Here is a 12,113-nt window from a genome sequence, read left to right as displayed (position 1 = left end):
TCCCCGCCTCGGCGGGGGTTCCTGCACATGTGGGCCGTTGCAACCCACACGAAGTGCAAGACACGCACACGGACCCGGCCGGTGCCGCACCGGCCGGGTTCGTCGCGTCAGGAGGGTGGGGGGCCGGCCCCAGACCTCAGTGCAGCAGCGCGCGTACGGCGTCGCGTCCGGTCATCGGGTCGCTGGCACCGAGCGCCGCCTCGGCGGCGGCCTCGCAGGTGTCCATCGAGACCCGGGAGAGCTGGGCGCCGACGGGTCGCACGGCCCGGGCGGCCATCGACAGCGAGGTGACGCCCATGCCCACGAGGGCGCACGCCAGCAGCGGGTCGGCCGCGGCCTCGCCGCAGACCCCCACGGACTTGCCCGCCTGCTTGCCCGCCTCGGCCGTGATGGCGATCAGCTGGAGCACCGCCGGCTGCCACGGGTCGGTGAGGTGGGCCAGGTCGGTGGCCATCCGGTCCGCGGCCATCGTGTACTGGGTGAGGTCGTTGGTGCCGATGGAGAGGAAGTCGACGACCTCGAGCATGCGGTGGGCCAGCAGCGCGGCACTGGGGATCTCGACCATGATGCCGGGTTTGAGCCCGCGGGCCCGGACCTTCTCGGCGAAGTCGGCGGCCTCGGCCACCGTGGCGACCATCGGCGCCATCACCCAGGTCTCGGTGCCGGTGCGCTCCGCGGCGATCCGGATGCCGTCGAGCTGGCGGTCCATGAGGCCGGGGTTGCCGAAGGACAGGCGCAGCCCCCGGACGCCGAGGGCGGGGTTCTCCTCCCCCGGCAGCGTGGCGAACGCGATCGGCTTGTCGGAGCCTGCGTCGAGGGTGCGGATCACCACGTGCTGCCCCTCCCCGAAGGCGCCGAGCACCGAGGCGTAGATGTCCCCCTGCTCCTCGGCCGACGGCTCGTCGGTGGCGTTGAGGAAGCACAGCTCGGTGCGGAAGAGCCCGACGCCCTGCACGGGCTCGGCGCTGGCCTGGACCGCACTGGGGCCGTCGGCGACGTTGGCGAGCAGCTTGACCGGGATGCCGTCGGACGTCGACGCGGGACCCGACCACTGGGCCAGCTCCTCACGGGCCGCCCTGCTCGCCTCGACCCGCTGCTGGGCCTCGGCGGGGTCGCCGCCGAGCTCGATCTCGCCCGACTCGCCGTCGACGACCAGGAAGGTGCCGGGCTCGACGTCGGTGATGCCGGCGGTCCCGACCACGCAGGGGATGCCCAGCTGCCGGGCGATGATCGCCGTGTGGCTGGTGGCCCCACCGCGCTCGGTCACCAGCGCGGTGATCAGCTCGGGGTCGAGACCGGACGTGTCGCTGGGCGCCAGGTCCTCGGCGACGAGCACCGACGGCCGCGAGGGGGTGGGGACACCGGGCTCGGGCTCGCCCACGAGGTGGGCGACCAGGCGACGCTCGATGTCCTCGAGGTCGGTGATGCGCTCGGCGATCAGGCCACCCATGTTGGTGAAGATGGTGACGAACTGCTCGACGGCCGCGTCCACCGCCGACACGAGGCCCTGGCCGGCGGCGACGTTCTTGGACACCGCACCGCGCAGCCCCTTGTCCCGGGCGAGGCCCGCACTGGCCGTGAGGACCTCCGCGGCCGGGCCGGTGGCCTTGTCGGCCTTGCGGGCGAAGCCGTCGGCGACGGCGACGACCGCGTCGTCGTACGCCGACATCGCAGCGTCGGCGTCGGCGAAGTCGCCGTCGCCGAAGCGGGCGATCGCGTCGGGCGAGACCTCCCCGCGCACGAGCAGGGCAGGGCCGGCGGCGACTCCCGGCACGACGGGCGTCCCGCGGAGCACGGAGTGAGCAGGTGTGGTCATGGACACACCGTAGTTCAGAGCGTCCTTGACAATCAACAGATACGGGGATAAAACAACACAGACACAGATGCGTGACGACCGACACGTCGCGCTCGCCCCACAGGTGCTCCGCCACCTCCCCGCCACCTCCACCGCAAACGCCCCAGGAAGGAGTCCGGTGTACGCCGAGGAACGCCAGCAGGCCATGGCCCAGGCCATCACCCGTCAGGGCCGCGTCTCCGTGGCCGAGCTGGCCGAGGAGTTCCTGGTGACCACCGAGACGGTGCGGCGCGACCTCTCGGCGCTCGAGCGCATCGGGCTGATCAGGCGCGTGCACGGCGGCGCCGTCCCGGCGAGCTCGCTGGCCGTGATCGAGTCCGGGCTCACCGAGCGCGACCTGGCCAACACCGCCGCCAAGGACCTGATCGCGGCCGCCGCCATCGCCCTGCTGCCGCCGCCGGGATCCATCATCGTCATCGACGCCGGCTCCACGACCGCCCGGCTCGCCAGCCTCCTCCCGCGCGACCACCGGCTCACCGTCGTCACGCACGCCGTGCCCGTCGCCGCCCGGCTCGCCGGGCTGCCCCAGATCGACCTGTTCCTCCTCCCCGGCAAGGTGCGACCCACCACCCAGGCCGCCGTGGGCGCCGACACCGTGGCCGCGCTCGCCGACCTGCGCGCGGACGTCTCCTTCGTGGCGACCAACGGTCTGAGCACCCGTCACGGACTGACCACGCCCGACCGGGAAGAGGCGGCCACCAAGCGCGCCATCGTGGCCGCCGGAAGGCGTACCGTCGTCCTCGCCGACTCCACCAAGATCGGCGTCGAGTCCTCCCTGCGGTTCGCCACCGTCGGTGACATCGACGTCCTGGTCACCGACTCAGCCATCAAGCCCGACGACATGTCGGCCCTCGACGCAGCAGGCGTGGAAGTGGTGATCGCATGATCCTGACCCTCACCCCCAACCCCAGCATCGACCGGACCGTGGCGCTGGCCGGTGAGCTCGTGCGCGGGGCGGTGCAGCGCGTCGAGTCCGTCACCTCCCAGGGAGGTGGCAAGGGCGTCAACATCTCGCGCGCCTCGGTCAGCGCCGGGCAGCCCACCCTGGCGGTGCTCCCGGCGGCCAAGGACGACCCGTTCGTCATCGAGCTGCTCGCCTCCGGCATCGACTGCCGGCCCGTGCGCCCCGCCGGCGACGTCCGGGTCAACATCACCGTGACCGAGCCCGACGGCACCACCACCAAGCTCAACTCGCCGGGAGCCACCGTTGAGCAGGTCCACCTCGACGCGATGTCCGACGCCCTCATGGCCCGCGCCGGAAGCGCCGACTGGGCCGTGCTGGCGGGCTCGCTGCCGCCGGGCGCTCCCCCCGAGTTCTACGCCGACGTCGTACGCCGCTTGCGCGGCACCGTCGCCAAGGTCGCCGTGGACACCAGCGAGGCCCCGCTCCGCGCGCTGGTCGACGCCCTCCCGGGCGCGGCACCACACCTCATGAAGCCCAACGGCGAGGAGCTCGCCTCGTTCACCGGAGGTGATCCCGAGGTCCTCGAGTCCGATCCCCACAAGGCGGCGGCCGCCGCCCGCACGCTCGTCGACCGCGGCGTGGAAGCCGTGCTCGCGACCCTGGGCGGCAACGGCGCCGTCCTCGTCACCGCCGCGGGAGCGTGGCACGCCACTCCCCCGCCGACCACCGTGGTGAGCACGGTGGGCGCCGGCGACTCCAGCCTGTTCGGCTACATCATGGGCGACATCCGGGGACTCACGTCGCCGGAGTGCCTCGCCCTCGCCGTGGCCTACGGCAGCGCTGCTGCCGCCCTGCCCGGCACCACGATCCCCGAGCCGTCGCACCTTCGCACCGAGCTCGTCACCGTCACCGCCTTGGGAGGCACTGCATGACCGATCTGATCACCAGGGAACTGGTGCGCCTCGACACGACGTGGGGCGACGACAAGCACGACGTGATCCGGGGGTTGGCCGCGGTGGTGGGCGAGGCCGGCCGCGCCGCGGACGCCGACCAGCTCGTCGCCGACGCCTTCGCCCGGGAGGAGACCTCCTCGACCGGCCTGCCCGGCGGCATCGCCATCCCGCACTGCCGCACCACCGGGGTGGACGAGCCGACGCTGGCCTTCGCCCGGTTGAGCCCCGGGGTCGACTTCGGGGCCAAGGACGGCCCCGCGACCCTGGCCTTCCTCATCGCCGCCCCGGCGGGAGGGGACGCCACCCACCTGCAGCTGCTCACCAAGCTTGCCCGGTCGCTCGTCAAGCCGGCCTTCACCAACGCGCTGCGCGACGCGGAGGACGCCGACGAGGTCGTGGCCCTCATCAACCAGGCCCTCGACGTGGCCGGCCCCTCCTCGGCCCCGGCTGCCGCTCCGGCCTCCGGCACGCCCGACGGCACTCCCCCGGGCATTCCCGCCGGGGGCACGGCTGCCACGGCGGGAGCCGCCTCGACGGCCGGCGCCACTGCGACGGCCACCGCCCCGGCCGCCACCACGGCCACGTCGCTGGTCGCCGTCACCGCCTGCCCCACCGGGATCGCGCACACCTACATGGCCGCCGAGGCCCTCGAGGCCGCCGCCGCGCGGGCCGGGGTCGCCATCGCGGTCGAGACCCAGGGCTCGGCCGGCAGCACGCCCTTGGCGTACGAGACCATCTCCCAGGCGGGCGCGGTGATCTTCGCCGTCGACGTGGGCGTGCGCGACCGCAGCAGGTTCGCCGGCAAGCCGATGGTCAGCTCCAGTGTGAAGCGGCCGATCGACGACGCCGACGCCATGATCGCCGAAGCGCTGCGCTACGCAGCCGATCCCGCAAACGCCCCGCGGGTCGAGGGCGAGGCCTCCGCGGGAGGTGCCGACCACGGCGCTGCGGAGTCGTGGGGTGGCCGCGTCCGGCGGGTGCTGATGACCGGCGTCTCGTACATGATCCCGTTCGTCGCCGCCGGCGGCCTGTTGATCGCGCTGAGCTTCCTGCTGGGCGGCTACGAGATCGTCGGCCCCTACGGCGACATCGCCGTCAACAACGGCCTCTTCAACCTGCCCGACCCCGAGGCGCTCGGGCTCGACCACGCCCTGTTCAACTCCGGACTGATGGCGTACCTGGGGGCGCTCTTCTTCATCATCGGCAAGACCGCCTTCGCGCTGTTCCTCCCGGCCCTGGCTGGCTACATCGCCTACGCGATCGCCGACCGCCCCGGCATCGCACCGGGCTTCGTCCTGGGCGGGCTGTCCGCCAACCTGTTCAACGTGCAGACCTCCGACGGGGTCGCCTACCCGGCCACCGGGTTCATCGGGGCGATGATCGGTGGCGCCCTGGCGGGCATCGCTGCGCACTGGATTGCGAGCTGGAAGGTGCCGACCTGGGCCCGCGGGCTGATGCCGGTCCTGGTCATCCCGCTGTTCGCGTCGGTGCTGGCCGGTCTGACGATGCTGATCGTGCTCGGAAAGCCGATCTCCTGGCTCATGGACCAGCTGACCGAGGGGCTCAACTCGATGTCGGGTGGCAGCGCGATCCTCCTCGGGATCATCCTGGGTCTGATGATGGCCTTCGACATGGGTGGCCCGCTCAACAAGGTCGCCTACACCTTCGCCGCCGTCGGGGTCGGCGGCGCAGCACTGGCCAACGACGCCCCCGAGCTCCAGATCATGGCCGCAGTCATGCTCGCCGGCATGGTCCCGCCGATCGCCCTGGCGCTGGCCACCGTCCTTCGCCCCGGCCTGTTCAGCGTGGCCGAGCGGGAGAACGGCAAGGCCGGCTGGCTGCTGGGCCTGTCATTCATCACCGAGGGCGCCATCCCGTTCGCCGCAGCCGATCCGCTGCGTGTGATCCCCGGGATCATGCTGGGCAGCGCCGTGACGGGCGGGTTGTCGATGGCGATGGAGGTCAGCGTGCGGGCGCCGCACGGAGGGATCTTCGTGCTGTTCGCCGTCGAGAACGTCCTCGGCTACCTCATCGCCCTCGCGGCCGGCGTCGCCGTCGGAGCGGCCGCCGTCATCGTCCTGAAGTCCATCGGCCCCTCCGACGCCGACGTCACCACTGTCTGACCCGTTCGACCCACCCACGAAGGAGCACACATGCCCAGCAAGTCCGTCGTCGTCGGCTCGGCCGTCGGCCTGCACGCCCGTCCCGCCGCGATCATCGCCGAGGCCGCTGAGGGCCTCGACGCCGCGGTCACCATCAACGGGGTGGACGCCAGCTCGTCGCTGATGATCATGACCCTCGGGGCCGGCAACGGCGCGACCGTCGAGGTGGAGAGCGACGACCAGTCGGCGCTCGACGCGATCGCCGCCCTCGTCGAGCAGGACCTCGACGCCTGAGCACACCCCGCGTGACCCGATCGACGGGCCGGTGCCCCCTCACGGGGCGCCGGCCCGTCGTCGTACGACGGGGGGCCAGGAGGTCTGCTGGGCGCGGCGCTCGCGCAGCGCGAGGTAGACCGCGCGGACGCCGACGGCCCGCTCGAGGTGGACCATCACGGCACTGAAGAACTGGCCGCGGTAGGTCTCGTCGGTGATGGCCGCGACGGTGAAGTAGAGGCCGGAGAAGGACGCCAGGAACAGCGACACCTTCACGAGCTCGGCCGAGACGGTGGGCACGAACGGCGCGTGGTGGGTGGCGTCCAGCCCGGTCCACGCCTCCTGGACCCCCTCGTTGACGATGAGGGACCCGAAGACCAGCAGGAAGCCGAAGACCGCCGCCACGAGCACCAGCACCTGCACGGCCTGGATCACCAGCAGCACCACGATGAGGTTCCACCGCTCGTAGCCGGTGACCTGCGCATGCGCGGCGGGATCGGCAGCGGGGTCGYCGACGAGGTCGCGGCACACGCCCTCCAGGGGGGTGCCGCGGCAGGTCCGCAGCAGGAAGGCGTCGTCCACGGCGTCGTCAGCCTGGTCGACCTCCTCGGGCAGCCGCACCAGCAGGAACACGGTGCCCAGCCCGAGGAGCAGCAGCGCGGTGAGCCACAGGGTGCCGAAGCCGAGGTGCGACGTCATCTGCCAGGCCTCGGCGTTGATGAACAGGAACGCGACGAAGACCAGGAGCAGCGGCAGGGCGCGCGACGCGGTGGACAGCACCGACCCCAGGCTGGAGAGCGTGCGCTTGAGGGCCCAGCCGACGATGGGACGGGCCCGCAGGGCGGTGAGCGCGTAGGTCACCACCCCGGCTCCCGCCACGGTCAGCAGCACCGCGGGGGCCGCCGCGACCTGGCTGGACAGCCAGCCCAGCAGGCCCGCCAGGAGGGCGGCCACGACGGCGACGACGGCCAGCGCGGGGACCACCCGGCGCCGGGTCAGCGCCTCACGGGCCGCGGCCCGCTCGGAGGGGACGAAGTATGACAGCCCGTGCTCGAGGAACCAGTCCTCGGTGGCCGCCAGCGGGTCCCCCGGACGCTGGCGTGGGGTCACGGCTGCGGCTCCACGATGGTCCGCGCACGGCGTACGTCGTCGTGCATGGTCTCGATGAGCGCCTCGACGCCCTCGAACTTCACCATCCCCCGCAGTCGCTCGACGAACTCGACCTCGACCTCCACTCCGTACAGCTCGAGGTCGTCGCGGTCCAGGACGTAGGACTCGACGCGGCGCTCGCGCTCGCCGTCGAAGGTCGGGTTGGTGCCGACGCTGATCGCGGCGGGGAAGCGCTCCCCGGTGTCGCGGCGGGTGAGCCAGCCGGCGTACACGCCGTCGGCCGGGGCAGCGCCGTCGACCGGCGTGGGCACGTTGGCGGTCGGGTAGCCCAGCTCGCGGCCGCGCTGGTCGCCCTTCACGACGACGCCGCGCACGGTGAAGGAGCGACCCAGTGCCTCGGCCGCACCGGCGACGTCGCCGGTGGCGAGGCACTGGCGGACGTACGTCGAGCTCCAGACCTGGGGCCCGCCGTCGAGGGCGACCCCCTCCACGTCGAAGCCCCGCTCCGCGCCGGCCTCGCGCAGCAGCGCCACGTCACCGGCGGCCCGGGAGCCGAAGCGGAAGTTGGCCCCGACCACGACGGCCCGGGCGTGCAGCGTGCCCACGAGCGCCCGGTCGATGAACTCCTCCGGGCTCCAGCCCGCGATGTCGCGGTCGAACGGGATGACCAGCACCGCATCGATGCCGGCCTCCTCGAGGAGCCGGGCCCGGGTCTCGATCGACGCCAGGATCGGCGGCGCGTGCTCCGGCCGCAGCACCGCCATCGGGTGGGGGTCGAACGTCACCACCACGACGGTGTCGACACCGAGGTCACCGGCCGTGGCACGGGCCTGGTCCAGCACGTGCCGGTGCCCGAGGTGCACGCCGTCGAAGTTGCCGATCGTGACGACCGTGCGGCCGAGGTCGGCCGGCACGTCGTCGAAGGAACGCCAGATCTGCACGGGCCGAAGCCTACCGACGGTGCTAGCCGACGAAGACGGCCACCGGGCGGGCACCCGTGGCGGTCGGTTCGTAGAGGGCCAGGAACGTGCCGTCGGGCGCGAACAGGGCGTGCTCCCCCGCTCCGGGCAGGGCCCGGTCGAGCGGTCGTCCGAACCGCACCTGCGCGGCGGTCTCCTCGTCGAGGTCGACCGCGGGGAAGGTCGCGCGCGCCGCCTCGGCGACGGGGAGCACCGACGGGTCGTCGGCGAGGTCCTCCAGGGTGCGGGCGACCGACAGGTCGAACGGACCGACCGCCGTACGCCGCAGCGCAACCAGGTGCCCCCCGACGCCGAGCGCGGCGCCGAGGTCGCGGGCGATCGCGCGGATGTAGGTGCCGCTGGAGCAACGCACCGAGATGTCCACGTCGGCGCCCCGTACGTCGGTGACCTCGAGGTCGTGGATCGTCACCCGCCGCGCGGGCAGGTCGACGTCCTCGCCGTCGCGGACCCGTTGGTAGGCGCGCTTGCCGTCCACCTTGATGGCGGAGACGGCCGTGGGCTTCTGGTCGATCTCACCGACGAACGAGGCCAGGAGCTCTCGGACCTGCGCCTCCCCGACGCCCTCGGTCGGGGCGGTCGCGGTCACCTCGCCCTCCGCGTCGTCGGTCGTCGTCGACGCCCCGAGGCGGATCGTCGCGTCGTACCGCTTCTCGGTGAGCATCAGGTGGCCGAGAAGCCGGGTGGCGCGGTTGACGCCGAGCACCAGCACGCCGGTGGCCATCGGGTCCAGCGTGCCGGCGTGGCCGACCTTGCGGGTCCCGAGCGCACGCCGGGTGCGGGCGACGACGTCGTGCGACGTCATGCCGCCGGGCTTGTCGACGACGACCAGCCCGTCAGCGACGGGAGCGCTCACGTGTCGCCGTGCTCGTCCTCGCGCGCGTCGTCACCCCAGACGTCGTCGTCGGTGTCGAGGTCGCCCTCCTCGCGCGGCTTCTTGTAGGGGTCCTCCTCGCCGGCGTACGCCGTGCCCCGGCGGGCCGCGGCCTCCTCGTCGAGGGCCTTGGCCCGCGCGAGCACCTCGTCGAGGGCGCGAGCGCTCTCCGGCAGTGCGTCGGGGATGAAGGTCAGCGTCGGCACGATGCGCATGCCGAGCTGCTTGGCGACCTCGGAGCGGATGACGCCCTTGGCCGACTCGAGCGCAGCGGCCGTGCTCTCGCGCTCCTCGTCGGCGCCGAGGACGGTGTAGAAGATCGACGCCTGCTGGCTGTCACCGGTGACGCGGACGTCGGTGATGGTGACGAAGCCCAGGCGCGGGTCCTTGATCCGACGCTCGAGCATCTCGGCGACGATGACCTGGATGCGGTCGGCGATCTTGCGGACGCGGGGGTTGCTCATGGTTCCACTCTCTCAAACGTCGACCGGGCACCCCCGGTGCGCTCCCGGAGGCCGACGGGGCAGCTCCGTCCTCGTAGGAGGACGGAGCTGCCCGGTCACTGCTCCGGAGCACCACGAAAGTGCCCGATCAACTCGGTTGGTCAGCTGCGCGCGATCTCGCGCATCTCGAAGGACTCGACGATGTCGCCGATCTTGATGTCCTGGAAGTTCCGCAGCACCAGACCACACTCGAAGCCCTCGCGGACCTCGGAGGCGTCGTCCTTCTCGCGGCGCAGCGAGGACAGGTCGAGGTTGTCGGCCACCACAGCACCGTCGCGCAGGACGCGGACCTTGGCGTTGCGGCGGATGAGACCACCGATGACCATGCAGCCCGCGATGTTGCCGGCCTTGGACGAGCGGAAGATCTCGCGGATCTCCGCCTGACCCAGGGTCGACTCCTCGTAGACGGGCTTGAGCATGCCCTTGAGCGCGGCCTCGATCTCCTCGATCGCCTGGTAGATGACCGAGTAGTAGCGAATCTCGACACCTTCCTTGTCGGCCATCTGGCTCGCCTTGCCCTGGGGCCGGACGTTGAAGCCGATGATGATCGCGTCGGAGGCAGCGGCCAGGTCGACGTTGGTCTCGGTGATCGCACCGACACCGCGGTCGATGACGCGCAGCGACACCTCGTCGCCCACGTCGATCTTGGCGAGGGCGTCCTCGAGTGCCTCGACCGAACCGGACACGTCGCCCTTGAGGATGAGGTTGAGCTCCTGGCTCTCGCCCTTCTCCATGGAGGCCATGAAGTCCTCGAGGCTGCGGCGGACGCGGCGCTTGGCCTGCATGGCCGCACGCTCGCGCGCCTCGCGCTTCTCGGCGATCTGACGGGCCATGCGGTCGTCCTCGACCACGATGAAGTTCTGGCCCGCACCCGGCACCGCGCTCAGACCGAGCACCATCGCGGGACGCGACGGGTCAGCCTCGGTGATCTCGTTGCCGTGCTCGTCGAGCATGGCGCGGACACGACCGTGGGCCGGACCGGCCACGATCGAGTCGCCGACGCGGAGCGTTCCGCGCTGGACGAGCACCGTGGCGACCGGACCGCGACCGCGGTCGAGGTGCGCCTCGACCACGAGGCCCTGGGCGTCCTGGTCGGGGTTGGCCCGCAGGTCGAGCGAGGCGTCCGCGGTGAGCACGACCGCCTCGAGCAGCTTGTCGAGGTTGAGCCCCGCCTTGGCCGAGACGTCGACGAACATCGCGTCGCCGCCGTACTCCTCGGGGATGAGGCCGTACTCGGTCAGCTGTCCACGGACCTTGGTCGGGTCCGAGTCGGGCTTGTCGATCTTGTTGACCGCGACCACGACCGGTACGCCGGCCGCCTTGGCGTGGTTGAGCGCCTCCACCGTCTGCGGCATGACGCCGTCGTCGGCGGCGACCACCAGGATCGCGATGTCGGTCGCCTGGGCACCACGCGCACGCATGGCGGTGAACGCCTCGTGACCCGGGGTGTCGATGAGGGTGATGCGACGGTCGTTGCCGTCGACCTCGGTGTGGACCTGGTAGGCACCGATGTGCTGGGTGATGCCACCGGCCTCCTTGTCCACGACGTTGGCGTCACGCAGGGCGTCGAGCAGCTTGGTCTTGCCGTGGTCGACGTGACCCATGACGGTCACGACCGGCGGGCGGACGACCAGGTCGGACTCCTCGCCCTCGTCGGCGCCGAACTCGAGGTCGAACGTCTCGAGCAGCTCGCGGTCCTCGTCCTCGGGGGACACGATCTGGACGACGTAGTTGAGCTCCTCGCCGAGCAGCTCGAACGTCTCGTCACCCACGGACTGCGTGGACGTCACCATCTCGCCGAGCGAGAAGAGCATCTGCACGAGGGCAGCTGCATCGACGTTGATCCGCTCCGCGAAGTCGGTCAGCGACGCGCCACGCGGCAGGCGGACGGTCTCGCCGTTGCCCTTGCGGACGCGCACGCCACCCAGGGTCGGGGCGTCCATGGCCTCGAACTCCTGGCGACGGGCGCGCTTGCTCTTGCGTCCACGACGCGACGGCCCACCGGGGCGACCGAAGGCACCCTGGGTCTGGCCGCGCTGGCCGGGACGGCCACCGCCGGGACGACCGCCGCCGCTGGGGCCGAAGCCACCGGGAGCGCCACCGGGACGGCCCGGAGCACCAGCACCGGCACCGGGGCCACCGCGACCGGGGGCACCACCGCGGCTGGGGGCGCCCGGACGACCCGGGGCTCCGCCGCGACCCTGACCGGGACCACCGGGGCCGGGACGGCCGCCGGGGCCCGAGCCGAAGGCGGCCGGGGACTTGGGCATCATCGCCGGGTTGGGGCGAGGCATGCCCGGACGGCCCGGAGCGCCGCCGTCGCGCGCCGCCGCGGGACGCGGAGGACGCTGCGGGTCAGCAGGAGCCGCGTCGCCACCGGGCGCGGGCGCCGGACGGCGACCCATGCCCTGGCTGGAGGCGAACGGGTTGTTGCCCGGGCGCGGGGCGCCGGGACGGGCCGAGGGGCGCGGAGCCGGCGTCGCCGGCTTCGGCGAGGCCGACGCGGGAGCCGCGGCGGCCGGAGCCTCGGGAGCGGCCGGAGCCTCGGGGGCAGCCGGAGCC

At 72.6% G+C, this 12,113-nt stretch carries 10 protein-coding genes; 4 read left to right on the top strand and 6 right to left on the bottom strand.

Going from position 1 to position 12,113, the window contains the following annotated elements; all coding sequences use genetic code 11:
• Window positions 1-136: 136 nt before the first annotated feature.
• Window positions 137-1,816: a phosphoenolpyruvate--protein phosphotransferase gene (gene ptsP / locus AC1DQF_RS19290; protein ID WP_477526849.1), complete on the bottom strand. Its 1,680-nt coding sequence runs from the start codon at window positions 1,814-1,816 to the stop codon at window positions 137-139.
• Between the two features lie 67 nt (window positions 1,817-1,883).
• Between ptsP and AC1DQF_RS19285 the strand changes: the two genes are divergently transcribed.
• From AC1DQF_RS19285 to AC1DQF_RS19270, 4 genes are read left to right on the top strand one after another with little or no spacing between them, the layout of a single operon-like run.
• Complete coding sequence (locus tag AC1DQF_RS19285; protein WP_477526848.1) at window positions 1,884-2,741, top strand: DeoR/GlpR family DNA-binding transcription regulator; 858 nt, start codon at window positions 1,884-1,886, stop codon at window positions 2,739-2,741.
• Window positions 2,738-3,691, top strand: coding sequence for a 1-phosphofructokinase family hexose kinase (locus AC1DQF_RS19280; protein WP_477526847.1), 954 nt, complete (start codon window positions 2,738-2,740; stop codon window positions 3,689-3,691). The genes AC1DQF_RS19285 and AC1DQF_RS19280 overlap by 4 nt, the downstream gene beginning before the upstream one ends.
• On the top strand, window positions 3,688-5,835 hold the full coding sequence (locus tag AC1DQF_RS19275; protein ID WP_477526846.1) for a PTS fructose transporter subunit IIABC: 2,148 nt from the start codon (window positions 3,688-3,690) through the stop codon (window positions 5,833-5,835). Before AC1DQF_RS19280 ends, AC1DQF_RS19275 begins: the two co-directional genes overlap by 4 nt.
• A 30-nt stretch (window positions 5,836-5,865) precedes the next feature.
• Window positions 5,866-6,108, top strand: coding sequence for an HPr family phosphocarrier protein (locus tag AC1DQF_RS19270; protein WP_477526845.1), 243 nt, complete (start codon window positions 5,866-5,868; stop codon window positions 6,106-6,108).
• A 39-nt stretch (window positions 6,109-6,147) separates the two neighbouring features.
• Here AC1DQF_RS19270 and AC1DQF_RS19265 read toward each other — a convergent pair whose 3' ends face one another.
• The 5 genes from AC1DQF_RS19265 to infB all read right to left on the bottom strand — a co-directional run.
• Window positions 6,148-7,197 (bottom strand): hypothetical protein, encoded by a 1,050-nt coding sequence (locus tag AC1DQF_RS19265; protein WP_477526844.1) that lies wholly within the window; start codon window positions 7,195-7,197, stop codon window positions 6,148-6,150.
• Window positions 7,194-8,138: a bifunctional riboflavin kinase/FAD synthetase gene (locus AC1DQF_RS19260; protein WP_477526843.1), complete on the bottom strand. Its 945-nt coding sequence runs from the start codon at window positions 8,136-8,138 to the stop codon at window positions 7,194-7,196. The genes AC1DQF_RS19265 and AC1DQF_RS19260 overlap by 4 nt, the downstream gene beginning before the upstream one ends.
• A 22-nt stretch (window positions 8,139-8,160) precedes the next feature.
• A complete protein-coding gene (truB, locus tag AC1DQF_RS19255; RefSeq protein WP_477526842.1) occupies window positions 8,161-9,030 on the bottom strand; it encodes a tRNA pseudouridine(55) synthase TruB in 870 nt (289 codons plus the stop codon).
• Window positions 9,027-9,512: a 30S ribosome-binding factor RbfA gene (gene rbfA / locus AC1DQF_RS19250; RefSeq protein ID WP_477526841.1), complete on the bottom strand. Its 486-nt coding sequence runs from the start codon at window positions 9,510-9,512 to the stop codon at window positions 9,027-9,029. Before rbfA ends, truB begins: the two co-directional genes overlap by 4 nt.
• A gap of 140 nt (window positions 9,513-9,652) precedes the next feature.
• The coding region (infB, locus tag AC1DQF_RS19245) for a translation initiation factor IF-2 (RefSeq protein WP_477526840.1) at window positions 9,653-12,113 on the bottom strand (2,461 nt) is incomplete at its 5' end.

This window comes from Nocardioides sp. P4_G4, assembly GCF_056401085.1.
This window is presented reverse-complemented; position numbering and strand designations above follow the sequence as displayed.